Raw genomic sequence first — 20,376 nt, forward strand, 5'->3', positions numbered from 1 at the left:
TGCGTTTCCGACTCTATCAGATCTTTTCTCGACCCGATTTCCTCGGTGCTTTCCAGGTTCCCGCTTCCGCGTTTCCCTTTCCGGCGGTTCCGACTTTATCAGAAGTTCTGAGCCGGCTTTCCCACCCGCTCCGGGCATCACGTCCGGCACAGAAGTGCCGGGCTTCCCGGTTGGGCGGGCCGTAAACGTACTGGAGCGGGGCGCCCCGATGCAAATCGAGGCGCCCCGCTCCGGACGTACACCGACGAGGATCAGACCTCCACGACCACCGGGAGGATCATCGGCCTGCGGCGATACCTGTCCGAGACCCACTTCCCGAGGGTCCGGCGGATGAGCTGCTGGAGCTGGTGGAGCTCCACGACGCCGTCCTGGGCGGACCGCTCCAGCACCTCCGTGACCTTCGGCAGGACCTCGACGAACGCCGAGTCGTCGATGCCGGAGCCACGGGCCTGGACGTGCGGGCCACCGGTGATCTTGCCGGTGGAGGCGTCCATGACCACGAAGACCGAGATGATGCCCTCGTCACCGAGGATCTTGCGGTCCTTCAGGGCCGGCTCCCCGACGTCACCGACCGAGAGGCCGTCGACGTAGACGTATCCGGCCTGCACCTTGCCGGAGATCCGGGCCTTGCCCCCGACGAGGTCGACCACCACGCCGTCCTCGGCGATGACGATGCGGTCGTGGGGCACACCCGTCAGCACGCCCAGCTCGGCGTTGGCCCGCAGGTGGCGCCACTCGCCGTGCACCGGCATCAGGTTCTTGGGGCGGCAGATGTTGTAGAAGTACAGCAGCTCGCCCGCGGACGCGTGGCCGGAGACGTGCACCTTGGCGTTGCCCTTGTGGACGACGTGGGCGCCCCAGCGGGTCAATCCGTTGATCACGCGGTAGACCGCGTTCTCGTTCCCGGGGATCAGCGAGGACGCCAGGATCACCGTGTCGCCGTCGACGATCCGGATCTGGTGGTCGCGGTTGGCCATGCGGGACAGGGCCGCCATCGGCTCGCCCTGGGAGCCCGTGCAGACCAGGACCACCTGGTGATCGGGCAGGTCGTCCAGCGTCCTGACGTCCACGACCAGGCCCGGCGGGACCTTCAGGTAGCCGAGGTCGCGGGCGATCCCCATGTTGCGGACCATGGAGCGTCCGACGAAGGCGACCCGGCGGCCGTACTCGTGGGCGGCGTCCAGGATCTGCTGGATGCGGTGGACGTGACTGGCGAAGCTCGCCACGATGATCCGCTTGTTGGCGTTGGCGAAGACCGTGCGCAGGACGTTGGAGATGTCCCGCTCGGGCGGGACGAAGCCCGGGACCTCGGCGTTCGTCGAGTCGGCGAGGAGCAGGTCGATGCCCTCCTCGCTGAGCCGCGCGAACGCGTGCAGGTCGGTGAGCCGGTTGTCCAGGGGGAGCTGGTCCATCTTGAAGTCGCCGGTGTGGACGACCATGCCGGCGGGGGTGCGGATGGCGACCGCGAGGGCATCCGGGATGGAGTGGTTGACGGCGACGAACTCGCAGTCGAAGGGGCCGATGCGCTCGCGGTTCCCCTCCGCCACCTCCAGGGTGTACGGGCGGATCCGGTGCTCCTGGAGCTTGGCCTCGATCAGGGCGAGGGTCAGCTTGGAGCCGATCAGCGGGATGTCCGGCTTCTCGCGGAGCAGGAAGGGGACGCCGCCGATGTGGTCCTCGTGGCCGTGCGTGAGGACGATGCCCTCGATGTCGTCGAGGCGGTCGCGGATGGACGAGAAGTCCGGCAGGATCAGGTCGATTCCGGGCTGCTCCTCCTCCGGGAAGAGCACTCCGCAGTCGACGATCAGCAGACGGCCGCCGTACTCGAAGACCGTCATGTTCCGGCCGATCTCACCGAGGCCACCGAGCGGGGTGACCCTCAGGCCGCCCTGGGGCAGCGGCGGGGGCGAGCCGAGTTCAGGATGCGGATGACTCAAAAGACTCTCCTCACCACGCGCGCCACGTACCGGTACGGCACGTGGCGCGCATGACGTTCGTGCGGAAGCAGTTGTCGTTGTGCGACGCGGGCACCGGTGGCCCGCGTCTTTCTGTTGTTGTTCAGTTGTGAAGCCCGTGTGATGCCAAGTCTGTTGTCAGAGCTGTACCCCACCCGCAGCAAGATCGATCTTGAGCTGGGCAATCTCCTCGGGCGAGCACTCGACCATGGGCAGGCGCAGCGGCCCGGCGGGCAGGCCCTGGAGGGCGAGTGCGGCCTTGGTGGTCATGACGCCCTGGGTGCGGAACATGCCCGTGTAGACGGGGAGCAGCTTCTGGTGGATCTCGGTGGCCTTGACGACGTCACCGGAGACGTAGGCGTCCACGAGGGCGCGCAGGTCGGGGGTGACCAGGTGGCCGACGACCGAGACGAAGCCGACCGCGCCCACGGAGAGCAGCGGGAGGTTGAGCATGTCGTCACCGGAGTACCAGGCGAGGCGCGAGCGCGCGATGGCCCAGCCGGCGCGGCCGAGGTCGCCCTTGGCGTCCTTGTTGGCGACGATCCGGGGGTGCTCGGCGAGCCGGACGAGGGTCTCCGTGCTGATCGGGACGCCGCTGCGGCCGGGGATGTCGTAGAGCATGACCGGCAGCCCGGTCGCGTCGGCGACGGTGGTGAAGTGCCGGTACAGGCCCTCCTGCGGGGGCTTGTTGTAGTACGGCGTGACGACCAGCAGGCCGTGCGCGCCGTCGCGCTCGGCCCGGCGGGCCAGCTCGACGCTGTGGCGGGTGTCGTTGGTGCCGACACCGGCCACGACGTGGGCGCGGTCGCCGACCGCCTCGACCACGGCTCGTACCAGGTCCGATTTCTCCGCGTCACTGGTCGTGGGCGACTCGCCGGTGGTGCCGTTGACGATCAGGCCGTCGTTGCCTGCGTCCACCAGGTGGGCGGCGAGCCGCTGCGCGCCGTCGAGGTCGAGTGCGCCGTCCGCCGCGAAGGGCGTGACCATGGCGGTGAGGACCCGCCCGAAGGGGGTCTGCGGAGTCGAGGTCGGAGCCATGGGTAACACGCTACTCGGTGCTCGATGGGGGGTGTGTCCATGGGGTCTGGGGAAAGTCAGGACAAAAAGGGAGCCCGGCACTGCCTGCTCGGGGGTTCAAGCAGTGCCGGGTCCGTTTGATCAGGCTAGATGAACTTCTACAAATGCCGCAATACGGACACTTCGCGAGGCTGACCCGTACATCCGTTCCGGGTGGGCGAACAGGGCTTCGTCACGGGGCCACCCGCCCGTTCGCATTGAAGGCCGCGTACGTGAGCGGCATGAGCTTCGCCCACTCCGCCTCCATCTTCTCGCCCACCATCTCGATCTCCCGCTGCGGGAAGGACGGCACCTTGGCCAGCTCGTGCTGGGTGCGCAGACCGAGGAAGTGCATCAGGGAGCGGGCGTTGCAGGTGGCGTACATGGAGGAGTAGAGGCCGACCGGCAGGGCCGAGCGGGCCACCTCGCGCGCGACGCCCTCGGCGAGGAGCTTCTGGTAGGCCGCGTACGCCTGCTCGTACGACTCCTTCAGGGTGCTGCTCACGCTCTCGTGCTGGCCCGGGGTGCCCTCGACGAAGACGTACTTGCCCGGGCGGCCCTGCTGGACCAGCTTGCGGGAGCTGTCCGGGACGTAGAAGACGGGCTCCAGCTCCCGGTAGCGGCCGGACTCCTCGTTGTACGACCAGCCGACGCGGTGCCGCATGAACTCGCGGAACACGAAGATCGGGGCGCTGATGAAGAACGTCATCGAGTTGTGCTCGAACGGGCTGCCGTGCCGGTCCCGGAGCAGGTAGTTGATCAGACCCTTGGAGCGCTCGGGGTCCTTCTTCAGCTCGTCCAGGGACTGCTCGCCGGCGGTCGAGACGCGGGCGGCGAAGAGGACATCGGCGTCCGACGCGCTGGACTTCACCAGCTCGACGGTGACGTCACTGCGGAACGTGAGCGACTCGGTGGTCACGGGGGTTGGGGTCCTTCCCTCACTTCTGTGGTTCGCGCCCACCTTACGGGGCACCCGCCGGGGCCGGAGCAGCACCTCGCCCCGAGAACGTACCGGCGACTTCTTCCGACATGGGCACCTTTTGTGCCATCCGTTCGTCTGTATCGGTGAGGACTGCACGTTCGATCCGAACCCGAGACGAGAGGCAACCGCGATGTTCCGTCGGCGCGAGCCCGTACCCTTCGCCTTCCTGGCCGAGGCGGACAGGTTCCGCAGCAATATCACTCCCCCGCCCCGACGGCGGGCGCCCGTCGGCGAGCTGGCCGGGCGCTGGCTGCTGGGGCTGACCATCGTCGCCGGGCTGGTCGGCGCCCTGATCGTCGGCATGCCGGCGGTGTCCACGCCGTCCGGTGCACCGGCTCAGCAGTCCCAGGCGTCCCACGGACAGCCGGCCGGGGGGCGCTGACCCTTACGGCCGCTCAAGGCTGGTGAGCGGTAACACAGCCGGATAATCTCACCGGGCACAGTCCACGCGAGGACCGAGTGAGGACCAGCCGTGCCCCTGCCCTTCCTGACGGCCGACCGCACCTTCGAGACGGCGTCCGAGAGCGCGCTGCCGTACGACGACCCGGACCGCTGGCGACGCCCCTACCGGCCGGGTCCCTGGCGGGTCGGCGTGGCCGCGCTGGGACTGCTGCTGGCCTCGTTCGTCCTGTTCGCGGCCGTCCTCATCGCACCGGCCGGCTCGCTGTCCGCCGCCTGCGCGGTCCTCGCCGCGGGCCTGGCGATCGTCGCCGGCGCGCTGCGGCTGCTGCGCATGGGGGTGTGGGTGAGCGGGCGCGGGCTGCGCCGGGTCGGTCTCTTGCTGACGCGGACCGTGCCGTGGTCGCGCGTGGCCGCCGTGCGGACGGCGCAGCAGCCGGTGCGCTGGCTGGGACTGCCGCGCACGGTGCAGGGACAGGCGCTCGTGCTCGTACGCAAGGACCGGCGTCCCGACGATCCGGCACCGCTGCTCACCACGCACGGCCTGGACTTCCTGGGCCGTCCGGCGGCCTTCGACCGGGCGGCGGACACGGTGGAGGCCTGGGCCGCGGAGCACCGGCGCGGCTGACCGGCGGACACCGCACCGAAGGGCCGGGCCGCGTTGTCGCGGGCCGGCCCTTCGGCGTAGGTACGGCACCCGGACGCGGAGCCGCGTCGACGGCCTGCGGGTCGCGCCGGGTCTCCCTACCCCCGCTGCTGAGTGGACGCGGGCGGGACCCGTGCCGACCCCCTGCCGCCGGGAAGCGGACGCGAGCCGGCCGGTGCCGGACGGCACCCGACCCCGGACCCCCGTGGCCCTGCCGGGCCCGGACCGCCGGCGGCCGCACTGTTCCTTCCGGGGCCCTCGGCCCTCCCCCAGTGCAGAGCCAGCGCGGGCGTACCCGTGCCGGCGACATCCGGTCTCGCCGTCACGCCGGCGGCCGGCCGCACCCGGGCCGGCCCTTACGTCCTGCCGGTCCCCGGCCCGCTCGACCCCCGCCGCCGGGAAGCGGACGCGAGCCGGCCGGTGCCGGACGGCACCCGACCCCGCCCCCCGTGGCCCTGCCGGGCCCGGACCGCCGGCGGCCGCGCTGTTCCTTCCGGGGCCCTCGGCCCTCCCCCACCGGTGGAGAGCCGACGCGGGCGGACCGTGCCAGAGACAGCCGTCTTGGGCCGGCCCTTACGTCAGCCGCCTGCCGGGTACGGGCCGCCGTCGGCCGGGCCCTCGGCGTTCCGGTGGGGAGCGGACGCGGGTCGGTCAGGCTCGGGCGGGTTCGGCGTCGTGCAGGGCGATGGCGCGCTGCATCGCCTTTCTGGCCCGTGGGGTGTCGTGGGCGTCGTGGTAGGCGACGGCGAGGCGGAACCAGCAGCGCCAGTCGTCGGGCGACTTCTCCGTCTCGGCCTTGCGCCGGGCGAAGACCTCGTCGGCCGAATCGCGGTCGATCCGGCCGCTGGGCGTGCGCTTCAGCTCGTCGACGGGCAGGCCGCCCTCGGCGTCGAGTTCGGCGGCGAGCCGGTTGGCCCGGCGGACGAACTGGGTGTTCTTCCACAGGAACCACAGGCCGATGACCGGCAGGATCAGCACCGCCACGCCGAACGTGACGGTCAGGAGCGTGCCGGACTGGATGAGCATGACGCCGCGGCTGCCGACCAGGAGGAAGTAGAAGACCAGGACGGCGGCCGTGACGAGGTAAGTGATCTTCGCGCGCATGACGGATGGCTCAGCTCAGGTCCAGGAAGTGCTCCAGGCCGAACGTGAGGCCCGGAGTGGTCACCACGCGGCGCACGCCGAGCAGGATGCCCGGCATGAAGCTGCTGTGGTGCAGGGAGTCGTGCCGCACGGTCAGGGTCTCGCCCTCGGCGCCGAGCAGCACCTCCTGGTGGGCCAGGAGGCCGCGGAGCCGGACGGCGTGCACCGGGATCCCGTCGACGTCCGCGCCCCGGGCGCCGTCGAGGGCCGTGACGGTGGCGTCCGGCGCCGGGGCCGTGCCGGCCGTCCGGCGGGCCTCGGCGATGAGCTGGGCCGTGCGGGTGGCCGTACCGCTCGGGGCGTCGACCTTGTTCGGGTGGTGCAGCTCGACCACCTCGACGGACTCGAAGTACGGCGCGGCGATCTGCGCGAACTTCATGGTCAGGACGGCGCCGATGGAGAAGTTCGGCGCGATGAGCACGCCGGTCGCCGGGGATGCGGCGAGCTGGTCCCGGAGCCGCGCGAGGCGCTCCTCGGTCCAGCCGGTGGTACCGACGACCGCGTGGATCCCGTGGCGCACGCAGAAGTCGAGGTTGTCCATGACCGAGGCGGGGGTGGTCAGCTCGACGGCGACCTGGGCGCCGGTTTCGACCAGCGTCCGGAGCTCGTCGCCCCGGCCGAGGGCGGCGACCAGTTCCATGTCCTCGGCGGCCTCGACCGCCCTGACCGCCTCGGACCCGATCCGGCCCCGGGCACCGAGGACCGCCACGCGCAGCTTGCTCATCTTCGTTTCCTTACCGACTTACCGACGTATCGATTCCGAGGACGGACGGGTCACGCGACAGCATCGTGCAGGCGTGCGGCCTGCTTGTCCTTCAGCGGGCCGATGACCGACAGCGACGGCCGCTGCCCCAGGATGTCGCGGGCGACCGAGCGGACCTCGTCCGGGGTGACCGCGGCGATCCTGGCCAGCATGTCGTCGACGGACATCTGCTCGCCCCAGCACAGCTCGCTCTTGCCGATGCGGTTCATCAGCGCGCCGGTGTCCTCCAGGCCCAGGACGGTGGAGCCCCGCAGCTGGCCGACGGCGCGGGTGATCTCGTCGTCGGAGAGCCCGTTGTCCGCGACGTGGTCGAGTTCGTCCCGGCAGATCCGCAGCACGTCGTGGACCTGCGAGGGACGGCAGCCGGCGTACACGCCGAACAGGCCGCAGTCGGCGAAGCCGGAGGTGTAGGAGTACACGCTGTAGGCGAGGCCGCGCTTCTCCCTGACCTCCTGGAACAGCCGGGACGACATGCCGCCGCCGAGAGCGGTGTTCAGCACGCCCATGGCCCAGCGGCGGTCGTCGGTGCGGGCGAGGCCCGGCATGCCGAGGACGACGTGCGCCTGCTCGGTCTTGCGGGCGAGCAGTTCGACCTTGCCGTGGGTGCGGATCGTGCGGCTGCCGTCGCGGGGGGCGATGGGCCGCGCGTCCGTGTTCCCGAGGGCGCCCGCCTTCTCGAAGGCAGCGCGGACCTGTCGTACGACCTTGTTGTGGTCGACGTTGCCGGCGCAGGCGACCACGAGGTGGGTGGGGTCGTAGTGCTTGCGGTAGAAGCGGCGGATGCGGTCGGCGGTGAGGGCGTTGACCGTGTCGACGGTGCCGAGGACCGGGCGGCCGAGGGCGTTGTTGCCGAACATGGTCTGCGCGAACAGGTCGTGCACGCAGTCGCCCGGGTCGTCCTCGGTCATCGCGATCTCTTCGAGGATCGCGCCGCGCTCGACGTCGACGTCCTCCTCGCGGATCAGGGACCCGGTCAGCATGTCGCAGACGACGTCGATGGCCAGGGGCAGGTCGGTGTCGAGCACGCGTGCGTAGTAGCACGTGTACTCCTTCGCCGTGAACGCGTTCATCTCGCCGCCGACGGCGTCGACGGCGGAGGAGATGTCGAGCGCGCTGCGCCGGGAGGTGCCCTTGAAGAGCAGGTGCTCCAGGTAGTGCGTGGCGCCGTTCAGGGCCGGGGTCTCGTCGCGGGAGCCGACGTGCGCCCAGATGCCGAAGGTGGCGGAGCGCACCGAGGGGAGGGTCTCGGTGACGATGCGCAGGCCGCCCGGGAGGGTGGTCCTGCGGACCGTGCCGATGCCGTTCGCGCCCTTGACCAGCGTTTGGGTACGGGCGACGGCCCGCGCCTCCGAAGAGGTGCGGGCCGTCGCCTTGGAGCTACGGGACGTCACTGGTCGGCGTCGTCCTTCGCGGTCTCGTCCGCTTCCTCGCCCTCGATCACGGGGATCAGGGAGAGCTTGCCGCGGGAGTCGATCTCGGCGATCTCGACCTGGACCTTGTGGCCCACGCCGAGGACGTCCTCGACGTTCTCCACGCGCTTGCCGCCGGCGAGCTTGCGGATCTGCGAGATGTGCAGCAGACCGTCCTTGCCCGGGAGCAGCGACACGAACGCGCCGAAGGTCGTGGTCTTGACGACCGTACCCAGGTAGCGCTCGCCGACCTCCGGCATGGTCGGGTTGGCGATGCCGTTGATCGTGGCGCGGGCGGCCTCGGCCTGCGAGCCGACCTGGGCACCGATGTAGATGGTGCCGTCGTCCTCGATCGTGATCTCGGCGCCGGTGTCCTCCTGGATCTGGTTGATCATCTTGCCCTTGGGGCCGATGACCTCACCGATCTTGTCGACCGGGATCTTGACGGTGATGATCCGCGGGGCGTTCGGGGACATCTCGTCGGGCCGGTCGATGGCCTCCATCATCACGTCGAGGATGTGGAGACGGGCGTCGCGGGCCTGCTTGAGGGCCGCGGCCAGGACGGAGGCGGGAATGCCGTCCAGCTTGGTGTCGAGCTGGAGGGCGGTCACGAACTCCTTGGTGCCGGCGACCTTGAAGTCCATGTCACCGAAGGCGTCCTCCGCACCGAGGATGTCGGTGAGGGCGACGTAGTGCGTCTCGCCGTTGATCTCCTGGGAGATCAGGCCCATGGCGATACCGGCGACCGGGGCCTTCAGCGGCACACCGGCGTTCAGCAGCGACATGGTGGAGGCGCAGACCGAGCCCATGGACGTCGAGCCGTTGGAGCCGAGGGCCTCGGACACCTGGCGGATCGCGTAGGGGAACTCCTCGCGCGTCGGCAGGACCGGCACGATGGCGCGCTCGGCGAGGGCGCCGTGGCCGATCTCGCGGCGCTTCGGGGAGCCGACGCGGCCGGTCTCACCGACGGAGTACGGCGGGAAGTTGTAGTTGTGCATGTAGCGCTTGCGGGTCACCGGGGAGAGGGTGTCCAGCTGCTGTTCCATGCGGAGCATGTTGAGGGTGGTGACGCCCAGGATCTGGGTCTCGCCACGCTCGAACAGCGCGGAGCCGTGCACCCGCGGGATGGCCTCGACCTCGGCGGCCAGCGTGCGGATGTCGGTGACACCGCGGCCGTCGATGCGCTTCTTCTCCTTGATCACGCGCTCGCGGACCAGCTGCTTGGTGAGCGAGCGGTACGCGGCGGAGATCTCCTTCTCGCGGCCCTCGAACTCCGGCAGGAGCTTCTCGGCGGCGAGCGCCTTGACGCGGTCCAGCTCGGCCTCGCGGTCCTGCTTGCCGGCGATGGTGAGCGCCTGGGCCAGCTCGGGGCGGACGGCCGCGGTCAGGGCCTCGAAGACGTCGTCCTGGTAGTCCAGGAAGACCGGGAACTCGCCGGTCGGCTTGGCGGCCTTGGCGGCGAGGTCGGCCTGGGCGCGGCAGAGGACCTTGATGAAGGGCTTCGCGGCGTCCAGTCCGGAGGCGACGACCTCCTCGGTCGGCGCCTCGGCGCCGCCCTCGACCAGCTTGATGGTCTTGTCGGTGGCCTCGGCCTCGACCATCATGATCGCGACGTCGCCGTCCTCCAGGACGCGGCCGGCGACGACCATGTCGAAGACGGCGTCCTCCAGCTCGGTGTGGGTCGGGAACGCGACCCACTGACCGCGGATCAGCGCGACGCGGACGCCGCCGATCGGGCCGGAGAAGGGCAGGCCGGCCAGCTGCGTGGACGCGGACGCGGCGTTGATCGCCACGACGTCGTACAGGTGGTCGGGGTTGAGGGCCATGATCGTGGCGACGACCTGGATCTCGTTGCGCAGGCCCTTCTTGAAGGACGGGCGCAGCGGGCGGTCGATCAGGCGGCAGGTGAGGATCGCGTCCTCGGAGGGCCGGCCCTCACGTCGGAAGAAGCTGCCGGGGATCTTGCCGGCGGCGTACATCCGCTCCTCGACGTCCACCGTCAGGGGGAAGAAGTCGAGCTGGTCCTTGGGGTTCTTGGAGGCGGTGGTGGCCGACAGCACCATGGTGTCGTCGTCCAGGTACGCCACGGCGGAGCCGGCGGCCTGCTTGGCCAGGCGGCCCGTCTCGAAGCGGATGGTGCGGGTGCCGAAGGAGCCGTTGTCGATGACGGCTTCGGCGTAGTGGGTCTCGTTCTCCACTAGCGATTTCTCCGTTACTTTGTCGTCTTTCGTCCCTCGGCTGCCCGTGTGGCAGGGGGACGGTGGCGGAGAAGCGCGCCGTCTGGTGCGGGCCGGTCTTCGATCGAAGCACCCGGGGCTCGCTTCCCCCCGGGGGCCACTACCGAGGACCGGCGGCGGCGCGGTGCGCTTCTCCTCGTTCTGTGTCGTCGTACGTACTGCGTTCGTACTGCGTTACTGCGTTGTGCTACCACACTACAAAGCGTCGGTGACACTCCGCACGTTTCCGCACGTGCGGCGAAGTATGCCGGGTGCGGAGCGATTCCCCGCATACGGCAAAGGGAGCGGTCCCCGGGTTCCGGGAACCGCCCCCTTCATGGCGTCCTACTTGGCGCCGGCCGCACCGCGGCGGATGCCGAGGCGGTCGACCAGCGCACGGAAGCGCTGGATGTCCTTCTTCGCCAGGTACTGCAGCAGGCGACGACGCTGACCGACCAGGATCAGCAGACCCCGGCGGGAGTGGTGGTCGTGCTTGTGGGTCTTGAGGTGCTCCGTCAGGTCGGAGATCCGACGGGAGAGCATGGCCACCTGGACCTCGGGGGAGCCGGTGTCGCCCTCCTTGGTACCGAACTCGGTGATGATCTGCTTCTTCGTAGCGGCGTCGAGCGACACGCGTACTCCTCATAGTCTGGGATTGCCACCGAGTGCCCCCGGTCTGCATCGCGGGGGAGCTTCCGTTACTCGGAAAGCGGGGATCCGCTGGGCGCGGCCTCCAGGGCGCAGTTTCCTGCGGGCTCCGGGGGTGCGTACACAAACGGCCGTCACTCAGGGTACCAGCCCGTGAAGGACCTCCTCCGCCCGGTCGGCTCACCCTCCTGAGCGCAGGGGCCTGGGCCACTAGGGTGAGCGCCCGGACCGTACGTACCTCGGGAAGGGGTCGCTGCACGATGGCGGAAACGGAAGCGGAGATCAAGGCGCGCAAGGAGCGGGAGCGGGACGAGCTGTACGGGCTCGACATCTCCGGTGCCGAGTGGCACTGCGCGCCGGGCACGGAGGAGCACGAGGAGCGGGTGGAGATCGCGTACCTGCCCGGCGGCGCGGTGGCGATGCGGTCCTCGCTCGACCCGGACACCGTGCTGCGCTACACCGAGGCGGAGTGGCGGGCGTTCGTGCTGGGAGCGCGGGACGGGGAGTTCGATCTGAAGCCCATGGCCCACAACGGCGGGCTGGACCCGCAGTAGCGGCACGACCGGGCGGTCACCGGGCCCCGGCTCCTCGTGAGCCGGGGCCCGTGCCGTCGGTCGCGCTGACGCGCCGGCCGTTGGCGGTTGTGCGGCCGGCGGTCCGGACGGTCGGCCGTCTGCGGTCGGCCGTGCGGTCGTACGGTCGTCGGCGGGTCCGGCCGGCCGTTGGCGGTCGGCCGGCTGGCCGTGCGACTGGCGGTCCGGCCGAGCGGTCGGCGTCGATCGCGCTGATGCGCCGGCCGCCGACGGTCGCGGGGCCGGCGGTCCGGACGGTCGACCGTTGGCGGTCGGCCGGCTCGGCCGGCCGGTCCGCGGACCGGCCGGGCGGTCGGCGTCGATCGCCCTGATGCGCCGGCCGCCGACGGTCGCGCGGCCGGCGGTCCGGACGGTCGACCGTTGGCGGTCGGCCGGGCCGGCCGTGTGGTCCGCGGGCCGGCCGGGCGGTCGGCGTCAGTCGCCCTGATGCACCGACCGCCGACGGTCGCGCGGCCAGCAGTCCGGCCGGGCAGTCGGACATGCGGTCGGCGGTCCGGTCGGGCATGCGGTCGGCGGTCCGGCGGTCGGTCATCGTACGACGGTTGCCGTCCGACGGTCGGCGTCCGACGGTCGGCGTCCGAACGTCGGCGTCCGAACGTCGGCGTCCGAACGTCGGCGTCCGACGGTCGTCCGTCAGGAGCTGGTCATCGACCGGGCCGTCGCGTACACGTCGAAGACGGCCAGGGCGAGTGGGATCAGCGTCAGCAGCACGAAGCCCTCGCAGATCTCCAGGAAGCGGCCCCAGAAGGGGGTCGGTCCACCGCGCGGCAGGATCAGGCCGAGGGCGGTCACCAGGGCCGTGGCCAGCGCGATGACCGCGATCAGCCAGACGGTGCGGATGTCGAGGTCGGTGCGGTCCCCGGCCAGCGCCGCGCGCACGACGTGCTGCGGCGGGTTCAGGGCGAGACCGAGGCCCAGCAGGACCAGGGAGGCGAGCCCGGCCGCGAGGACGGAGGCGACCTGGGCGGTGTAGCGGAACAGGCCGGCGCGCATGAGCATCGCGATGCCGGTGGCGAACGCGAGCAGCTGGGCCCAGACGTCGTCGGAGAAGCCCAGCACGGCCGAGGCGCCGACGGCGAGCAGCGCGCAGCCGCCGACCAGGCCGACGAGGAGTTCGTGGCCGCGCCGCGTCTGCGCCTCGATGCGCCCGGTGTCCACGGGCTCCTGCGCGGCGGTCTCGATGCCGTAGGCGGAGCGCGCGGTGCCGCCGCTGGGATTCTCGAAGCCGATCGGCAGCCGGGCGAAGCGCATCGACATGCCGGGCAGGAAGGCGAGGGCGCCGACGGCGACGGGCGCGCACAGGGCGGCCGTCTCGGTCGGGGCCCAGCCGGTGAGGGTGGCGGTGAAGACGACGGCCAGGGCGATCGCCGAGGCGAACACGAACGCGACGAAGGGACCGTCGCCGTGGGGCGCGCACAGGGCGAGGACCAGTGCGGCGACCAGGACGGCCGCGCACGCCAGCAGGAACTGGAGCCTGCCGATGCCCTCGCCGTCGCTCAGCGGCAGCAGCCCGCTGCCGGCGACGCCGATGTTGGGCAGGGCGCCGAGGCCGAGGGCGACGGCCGAACCGCGGTCGTCGTAGACGCGGGCGCGGACCGCGGAGAGCACGACCAGGAGGACGCCGGTGACGGCGGCGAGGATGCCGGCCAGTCCGTGCATGTCGTGCAGCGGGTCGGCGGTCCAGGCGACGAACGCGAGCAGGGCGGGCAGGACCCCGCCGCCGGTCAGGCCGGCGGCCCGGGTCAGGTCACCGCTCCACAGCTTGTGCTGCCTGGTGACGGAGGAGGCGACCGCCTCGGCGACGTCGTCGTGGACGGCCGGCGGCAGGGAGTCCGCGAACGGGCGGAGGGTGAGGAGTTCGCCGTCGAGGATGCGCTGGGCGGCGAAGGAGCGGGCGCTGTCCAGCACGGTGCCGTCGGTGCGGACCAGGTGGTAGCCGACCGGGGCGCCCGCGGTGGGGCTCTGCTGGGACAGGCGGAGGATCTCGGGGTAGAGGTCGGCGACCGGGACGTCGTCGGGCAGTGCCACGTCGATACGGCTGTCCGGCGCGACGATGGTGACCCGGCAGAAGCCGAGTCCGGTGCCGGGGCCGGATCCGGAAGGGCCTCCCGTCCCGGATCCGCCGGTGGCGGCGGCCGTCATGCTCACCTGCTGCTCCCCCTCGGTGGTGGTGGTGCGTCTATGTCGTGAAGGTCCCGTGCCGGTCCGCTCCGTACGCGGCGGCAGGGGTGCCCTACGGCGGTGTTCCGGGACTGCCTCCCCCGCGTATCGAGGGGTTCGCCCCGGTATCTCCGGCCTGTTCGGCGTGTGCTCACGCGAACATCCGGCACCCTACCGCTCACCCGTGTCCCGCGAACTCAGTAGGATCACGCGGCGGCCTGCGCTCGCCGGACACGGGGCGGCGAGCGGAATGCCTGGGTCGGGCAAGGGAATTGGTGGAGCGGTGAGCCAGATTGTCGTGAAGCGCCCTCCCCGGGCGCTGCCGTCCGAGGTGCCCACGGAAGAGGTCGTCGTCCAGCCACCGCCGGAACTGCCGCGGGGGCACCAGGAGAGCGTGCTGATGCAGCTCCTACCCACGCTGGGCATGGGCGGTTCGGTGGTGTTCTTCTTCACGAACGGCCAGCCGTTCATGAAGATCATGGGCATGATCATGATCGCCTCGACGGTGGGGATGTCCATCGCGATGGTGGTCCGCTTCCGCCGCGGCTCCCAGGGCCAGCTGGCCGACATGCGCCGCGACTACCTCAGCTATCTGTCACAGACGCGCCGGTCCGCCGTACGGACGGCGAAGGCCCAGCGGGACGCGCAGTACTACCTGCACCCCTCCCCCGAGCAGCTGTGGGCGCTCGTCGCCGAGGGCAGCCGGGTGTGGGAGCGGCGGCCCGGCGACGAGGACTTCGCGCACGTACGCGTCGGCCTGGGCCCGCAGCCGCTGGCGACCCCGCTCGTCGCCCCTGAGACGGGCCCCGTCGAGCAGCTGGAACCGCTGACCGCCGGTGCGATGCAGCGGTTCCTCGCCGCGCACCACAGCGTCGGCGACCTGCCGATGGCCGTGTCGCTGCGCGCCTTCTCCCACGTCACGGTCAGCGGTGAACCGCGGTCCGTACGGGCCTCGGCCCGCGCCCTGGTCGGCTCGCTGGCCTCGCTGCACTCCCCCCAGGACCTGATCATCGCGGTGGCCGCGGGCCGCGAGGCCCTGCCGCACTGGGACTGGGCGAAGTGGCTGCCGCACGTGCAGGCGCCCGGTGCCGTGGACGGCGCGGGCTCCCGCCGGCTGATCGGCGCCGACCCGCGCGAGCTGGAGGACCTGCTCGCCGCCCGGCTGACCGGCCGGCCGCGCTTCCACCCCGGCGCGGGACCGCTGCTGGACGAGCCGCACATCGTGCTCGTCCTGGACGACCTGTCCCTGCTGCCGGACTCGGTCCTCGCCAACCCGGAGGGCCTCCAGGGCGTCACGGTGCTCGAGGTGGTGCCGGGCGACCTCACGACGGTGGGCGGCGACCTGTCCATCGTCGTACAGCCCGGCCTGCTGCGCCTGGAGTCCGGGCACGGCGAGGTCTACGACGGCACCCCGGACGCCCTCTCCTACGAGTCCGCCGAAGCGCTGGCCCGGCAACTCGCGCCGCTGCGCATGGCGTCGGGCGGCGACGACGACGAACCGCTGCTCGCCAACCTGGAGTTCACCGAACTGCTGGGCCTCGGCGACGCCGCGTCCGTCGACACCAAGCGCACCTGGCGGCCGCGCGCGCTCGCGGAACGGCTCCGGGTGCCGATCGGCGTCGGCCCGGACGGCAGGCCCGTCATGCTGGACCTGAAGGAGGCCGCGCAGGAGGGCATGGGCCCGCACGGCCTGTGCGTCGGCGCCACCGGTTCCGGCAAGTCGGAGTTGCTGCGCACGCTCGTGCTGGGCCTCGCGGTCACCCACTCCTCGGAGACCCTGAACTTCGTCCTCGCGGACTTCAAGGGCGGCGCGACCTTCGCCGGAATGGCGCAGATGCCGCACGTGGCGGCCGTGATCACCAACCTCGCCGACGACCTCACCCTGGTCGACCGCATGGGCGACTCCATCCGCGGCGAACTGAACCGCCGCCAGGAACTGCTGCGCGACGCCGGCAACTACGCCAACATCCACGACTACGAGAAGGCACGCGCGGCGGGCGCCCCGCTCCAGCCGATCCCCTCCCTGGTCCTGGTCATCGACGAGTTCAGCGAACTGCTCTCCGCCAAGCCCGACTTCATCGAGATGTTCGTGCAGATCGGCCGCATCGGCCGATCCCTGGGCGTGCACCTGCTGCTCGCCTCGCAGCGCCTGGAGGAGGGCCGGCTGCGCGGCCTCGAGACCTATCTGTCGTACCGGATCGGTCTGCGCACCTTCTCCGCGGCCGAGTCCCGCGCCGCGCTCGGCGTCCCCGACGCCTACGAACTCCCCAACGTGCCCGGTTCCGGCTTCCTGAAGTACGGCACGGACGAGATGGTCCGCTTCAAGGCGGCGTACGTCTCGGGCGTGTACCGCTCGGGCACACAGCGCGGAACCCTGACCGGCGGGCAACTCCCCGTGGACCGGCGGCCGGTGCTGTTCACGGCCACCGAGGTGCCCGTCCGCTACACCGCGCTCCCGCAGCAGCGCGCGCACTCCGAGGCCGCGGTGGACGAGGCGCTCGCCGACACCGTCCTGGACGTGATCGTGCGCCGTCTGGAGGCGCAGGGCCCCGCCGCGCACCAGGTGTGGCTGCCCCCGCTGGAGAGCCCGCCGTCGCTGGACGCGCTGCTGCCGGGCCTGGCGGCGGTGCAGGGCCGCGGCCTGACCCAGCCCGGTTACGAGGGCGCGGGCCGGCTGGTCGTCCCCGCCGGCCTCGTCGACAAGCCGTACGAGCAGCGCCGCGACCGGCTGATGCTCGACTTCTCGGGCGCGGCCGGCCACATGCAGATCGTCGGCGGCCCCCAGTCCGGCAAGTCCACGCTGCTGCGCTCCCTGATCTGCTCCTTCGCGCTCACCCACACGCCGTACGAGGTGCAGTTCTACGGCCTCGACTTCGGTGGCGGCGGCATGGCCGCGGTCGGCGGGCTGCCGCACGTCGGCGGCATCGCCTCGCGCCTGGACCCGGAGCGGGTCCGCCGTACGGTCTCCGAGGTGTACGGCGTCCTCACCCGCCGCGAGGAGTACTTCCGCACGGCCGGCATCGCCTCGATCGCCGACTACCGCGCCCGGCGCGCCCGCGGCGACATCTCGGTGACCGACCAGCCGTGGGGCGACGTCTTCCTGGTCATCGACGGCTGGGGCAACTTCCGCGCGGACTACGAGGGTCTGGAGACGGCGGTCCTGGACATCGCCGCCCGCGGCCTCGGCTACGGCATTCACGTGATCATCACGGCGTCGCGCTCGATGGAGGTCCGGGCCAACCTCAAGGACCACCTCATGAACCGGCTGGAGCTGCGCCTCGGCGACGTCATGGACTCGGAGATCGACCGCAAGGTCGCGGTGAACGTCCCCGCGGGCGTCCCCGGCCGCGGTCTGTCCCCGCAGAAGCTGCACTTCATGGCGGCGGTCCCGCGCATCGACGGCCTCACCTCCGACACGGACCTGGCCGAGGCCACGGCCGCGCTCACGACCGAGGTCGGCCGCCACTGGCAGGCGCCGGGCGCCCCCGAGGTACGGCTGCTGCCGCGCCAGCTGGAGGCCGTCGAGCTGCCCTCCGGCGAGCGCTTCCCGCAGCGCGGCGTCGCCTTCGCGCTCGACGAGGAGAACCTGGAACCGGTGTTCCTCGACTTCGAGCAGGACCCGTTCTTCCTCGTCTTCGGCGAGAGCGAGTCCGGCAAGTCCAACCTGCTGCGCCTGCTGATCAAGCAGCTCACCCTGCGGTACGGCGGCGACGAGGCGAAGTTCTTCGTGGTGGACAACCGGCGCTCGCTCCTGGACGTCACACCGGCGTCCCACCTCGCGGAGTACATTCCGATGTCCAGCCAGATGGAGCACCACATGGTGGCCCTGGCCGACCTCATGCAGCGCCGCACCCCCACCGCCGACGTCACGCCGCAGCAGCTGCGGGACCGCAGCTGGTGGCGCGGCCCGCAGGTCTTCGTCGTCATCGACGACTACGACCTCGTCTCCAACTCCACCGGCAACCCGCTCAGCGGCCTGACGGAGATGCTGCCGTTCGCCCGCGACGTCGGCGTCCGCTTCATCATCGCCCGCTCCTCCGCGGGCGCCGGCCGGGCCTCCTACGAGCCGTTCATGCAGCGCATGAAGGAACTCGGCGCCCAGGGCGTCGTCCTGGCCGGTGACCCGGCGGAGGGTGACATCCTCAACGGCGTCCGGCCCCGCCCGATGCCCGCGGGACGCGGCGTATTCGTGTCCCGCAAGCGGGGGAAGCCGCTGGTGCAGACCGGGTTGGTGGACGTGGAGTACTGAGGCGGAGGGCGACGGGGCGTCGCGTCACGGGGTGACGCGACGCCCCTCGCGCCTTCCGGAGACGCCTCAGCGGGCCCGGCCGGGCATGACAAAGGGTGGGCACCTCCCGTGCGTGCCCACCCTGTTGCCGTGACGTGCCGGCCGTTCCGACCGACCTACATGAAGTAGCTGGCGGCCTTCCGGTCGCCGCCCTGGTAGTCACCGCCGGCCGCGTGCACGACCTTGCCGATCTGGACCAGGGCCTCGTGGATGCCCTTGGCCTCGCGGTCCCAGGCGGCCTGCTGCTCGGTGTACGCGTTGTGGGCCTCGCCCTCCCACATGCTGGCGACGCCGGCGACCTTCTGCTTGATGGCCTCGAGGCCCTCTTCCAGCCGCCGCGCGTGGTTGGCCAGCTGGGTGGCGGTCTCGTCAAGGCTGCCGTAGGTGACTTCCAGCTCGCCGCTGTTGTTGACGCCCATGATTGCTCCGTTGCTGAAGGGTGGTGGCCTGGTGGGGATCAGTAGCTGGACAGCGCCGAGTGCGCGCCACCGAGGTCGACGTCGATGCTCTGGACCTGCGAGCGGACCTCGTCCTCCGTGCCGTCCTTGATCTTCCGGGTGGTGCTCATGGCCTCGATGAACTTGGCGAGGATGTTGCCGATCTTGACCATGCGCTCGTTGATCTCGGTCTGCTTCGAGTTGAAGGCACCGGCGCCGATGCCCTTCCAGTTGCCCTCGAGGCTGTCGATCAGGGCCTGGAGCTCCTTGAGCTGACCCTTGATGCCCTCGAAACGGTGCAGAAGCTCCTTTTCGAGGACAACAATGTCCTTGTCACTTACCTTCTGGCGCTGCGTCGCCATTTCCATGCCTTTCTTCGTGGGCTGACCTTGCCGGGCGCCGCGTCATGAGTCAGGCGTCAGCGCTGTCGGCAAGTGGTCCTGCTGCTCACTCGGCGAATGAGCAGGTATGCGGGAGAACGCTCAGGCGTTACGGCGTGCGCGCTTCACGGCGAGACCGGCGCCTGCGATGACCAGTACGGCTGCTACGGCGCCGATGATCACCCAGGTCTGGGTGTTGTCGCTGCCGGAGTCGGCGTCCTTGGCGGCGGACGTGGGGCCACCGGAGGAACCGGTGTCCTTGGCCGGCGTCTTGGCGGAGGGCGACGCCGCGGGGCTCTTGGTGGCGGTGATGTCCTCGTCCGGGGCCGTTCCGTTCTCGGCGGCCAGGGGGTCCCTGTTGGCCGGACCGGGATCGAAGTTCTTGTCCGCCAGCACCAGGCGCGGACGCATGAGGCCGTAGCCGAGGTACTTGCTGGGCTTGCCCTTCGGCCACGTACGCCCGGCGGTGTCGATGAGGGACCGGAGGACCTGGTTGGCCGTCCAGTCGGGATGAGCGGACCAGACGAGGGCGGCGGAGGCGGAGGCTATGGCGGAGGCGTTGCTGGTGCCCTGCGTGTCGCAGTATTGGGTGAACGTGGTGTCGCACCAGCCGGGAAGGTTGAGGCCGGGCGCCGACAGGTCCACGTAGTTGCCGTACGTGGAGAAGTTGCCGACCGTTCCCGCCTTGTCGACTGCGGCCACGCCGGTGACATAAGGATCGCTCGACGGATACTCGCGCTTGTTTCCCTTGTCTCCGCCATTACCGATAGAGGCGAACAGCAATTTACCCTTGGAGGCGGCGTACTTGACGGCGTCCTCCTCCTCACCCTCGTAGTACTCGCTTCCGAAGGACATATTGATGATCTTGGCGTCACTGTCGGCAGCCGCCCTGATCGCCTCGGGAGAGGTGAGGGACTTCGCCCGCTCCTCCCTGTCCTTCAGCGCATCGAGTCCCACGCGAATTGGGATGATCTTCGCCCCCGGAGCGAGGCCCTTGATGCCACCACCGGCCCCTGTGCCGGCGATTATCTCTGCCATCGACGTGCCGTGGCCGACGTAGTCCCGGGTGACGTGATACTTGGCGGCGTCCGGCACCTCATCGACAAGCACCTGCCCCTTGAGCGAGGGGGTCTGCGGGTTCACCCCGGTGTCGATGACCGCGACCTTCACCCCCTTGCCGGTGCTGTGCTTCCACATCTCGTCCGCGTGCATCACGTCCAGATACCACTGCTTGGACTGAACATCGTCCGAGGCCGCGGCTCCGGGGGCCAGCCCTGCCGACGTGATGACCAGCGTGCCCA

At 70.9% G+C, this 20,376-nt stretch carries 16 protein-coding genes; 4 read left to right on the forward strand and 12 right to left on the reverse strand.

Annotated elements, in window-relative coordinates; genetic code table 11:
• Positions 1–251 precede the first annotated feature (251 nt).
• The 3 genes from ABZ117_RS19345 to thyX all read right to left on the reverse strand — a co-directional run bounded on the left by ABZ117_RS19345 (position 252) and on the right by thyX (position 3,930).
• Positions 252–1,937: a ribonuclease J gene (locus tag ABZ117_RS19345; protein WP_356822291.1), complete on the reverse strand. Its 1,686-nt coding sequence runs from the start codon at positions 1,935–1,937 to the stop codon at positions 252–254.
• A 156-nt stretch (positions 1,938–2,093) separates the two neighbouring features.
• On the reverse strand, positions 2,094–2,993 hold the full coding sequence (gene dapA / locus ABZ117_RS19350) for a 4-hydroxy-tetrahydrodipicolinate synthase (protein ID WP_356822293.1): 900 nt from the start codon (positions 2,991–2,993) through the stop codon (positions 2,094–2,096).
• A 211-nt stretch (positions 2,994–3,204) separates the two neighbouring features.
• The gene (thyX, locus tag ABZ117_RS19355; RefSeq protein ID WP_356822295.1) at positions 3,205–3,930 is read right to left on the reverse strand and encodes an FAD-dependent thymidylate synthase; all 726 of its coding nucleotides are present in this window, start codon (positions 3,928–3,930) and stop codon (positions 3,205–3,207) included.
• Between the two features lie 193 nt (positions 3,931–4,123).
• Here thyX and ABZ117_RS19360 point away from each other — a divergent pair, with 193 nt between their 5' ends.
• Both ABZ117_RS19360 and ABZ117_RS19365 read left to right on the forward strand, forming a co-directional pair.
• Positions 4,124–4,375 carry a hypothetical protein gene (locus tag ABZ117_RS19360; protein WP_356822297.1) on the forward strand — a complete coding sequence of 84 codons (252 nt, stop codon included), beginning with the start codon at positions 4,124–4,126 and terminating at the stop codon, positions 4,373–4,375.
• Positions 4,376–4,465: 90 nt separating this feature from the next.
• Positions 4,466–5,020 (forward strand): hypothetical protein, encoded by a 555-nt coding sequence (locus ABZ117_RS19365; RefSeq protein ID WP_356822299.1) that lies wholly within the window; start codon positions 4,466–4,468, stop codon positions 5,018–5,020.
• Positions 5,021–5,689: 669 nt separating this feature from the next.
• Here the strand turns inward: ABZ117_RS19365 and ABZ117_RS19370 are convergent.
• The 5 genes from ABZ117_RS19370 to rpsO form a co-directional block, all read right to left on the reverse strand.
• Positions 5,690–6,142, reverse strand: coding sequence for a hypothetical protein (locus ABZ117_RS19370; RefSeq protein ID WP_356822301.1), 453 nt, complete (start codon positions 6,140–6,142; stop codon positions 5,690–5,692).
• Positions 6,143–6,152: 10 nt separating this feature from the next.
• Positions 6,153–6,905, reverse strand: coding sequence for a 4-hydroxy-tetrahydrodipicolinate reductase (dapB, locus tag ABZ117_RS19375; RefSeq protein ID WP_356822303.1), 753 nt, complete (start codon positions 6,903–6,905; stop codon positions 6,153–6,155).
• A 50-nt stretch (positions 6,906–6,955) separates the two neighbouring features.
• Positions 6,956–8,335 (reverse strand): pitrilysin family protein, encoded by a 1,380-nt coding sequence (locus tag ABZ117_RS19380; protein ID WP_356822305.1) that lies wholly within the window; start codon positions 8,333–8,335, stop codon positions 6,956–6,958.
• Positions 8,332–10,551 carry a polyribonucleotide nucleotidyltransferase gene (locus ABZ117_RS19385; RefSeq protein WP_356822307.1) on the reverse strand — a complete coding sequence of 740 codons (2,220 nt, stop codon included), beginning with the start codon at positions 10,549–10,551 and terminating at the stop codon, positions 8,332–8,334. Before ABZ117_RS19385 ends, ABZ117_RS19380 begins: the two co-directional genes overlap by 4 nt.
• Positions 10,552–10,914: 363 nt before the next feature.
• On the reverse strand, positions 10,915–11,202 hold the full coding sequence (gene rpsO, locus ABZ117_RS19390; protein WP_005479656.1) for a 30S ribosomal protein S15: 288 nt from the start codon (positions 11,200–11,202) through the stop codon (positions 10,915–10,917).
• 275 nt (positions 11,203–11,477) lie between these two features.
• Between rpsO and ABZ117_RS19395 the strand changes: the two genes are divergently transcribed.
• Positions 11,478–11,771, forward strand: a complete 294-nt coding sequence (locus tag ABZ117_RS19395; protein ID WP_356822309.1) for a DUF397 domain-containing protein — start codon at positions 11,478–11,480, stop codon at positions 11,769–11,771.
• Between the two features lie 672 nt (positions 11,772–12,443).
• Here ABZ117_RS19395 and eccD read toward each other — a convergent pair.
• The gene (gene eccD, locus ABZ117_RS19400) at positions 12,444–13,952 is read right to left on the reverse strand and encodes a type VII secretion integral membrane protein EccD (RefSeq protein ID WP_356822554.1); all 1,509 of its coding nucleotides are present in this window, start codon (positions 13,950–13,952) and stop codon (positions 12,444–12,446) included.
• Positions 13,953–14,253: 301 nt separating this feature from the next.
• Here eccD and eccCa point away from each other — a divergent pair, with 301 nt between their 5' ends.
• A complete protein-coding gene (gene eccCa, locus ABZ117_RS19405) occupies positions 14,254–18,219 on the forward strand; it encodes a type VII secretion protein EccCa (RefSeq protein ID WP_356822311.1) in 3,966 nt (1,321 codons plus the stop codon).
• A gap of 155 nt (positions 18,220–18,374) precedes the next feature.
• Here the strand turns inward: eccCa and ABZ117_RS19410 are convergent, their stop codons facing one another.
• From ABZ117_RS19410 to ABZ117_RS19420, 3 genes are all read right to left on the reverse strand, one after another.
• Positions 18,375–18,677, reverse strand: a complete 303-nt coding sequence (locus tag ABZ117_RS19410) for a WXG100 family type VII secretion target (RefSeq protein ID WP_356822313.1) — start codon at positions 18,675–18,677, stop codon at positions 18,375–18,377.
• 38 nt (positions 18,678–18,715) lie between these two features.
• Positions 18,716–19,057, reverse strand: a complete 342-nt coding sequence (locus ABZ117_RS19415) for a WXG100 family type VII secretion target (protein WP_356822556.1) — start codon at positions 19,055–19,057, stop codon at positions 18,716–18,718.
• Positions 19,058–19,177: 120 nt separating this feature from the next.
• Entirely contained in the window at positions 19,178–20,287 is a 1,110-nt protein-coding gene (locus ABZ117_RS19420; RefSeq protein WP_356822558.1) for a S8 family serine peptidase, read from the reverse strand.
• Between the last annotated feature and the right edge of the window lie 89 nt (positions 20,288–20,376).

This window comes from Streptomyces sp. NPDC006309, from assembly GCF_040613095.1.
Taxonomy (GTDB): domain Bacteria; phylum Actinomycetota; class Actinomycetes; order Streptomycetales; family Streptomycetaceae; genus Streptomyces.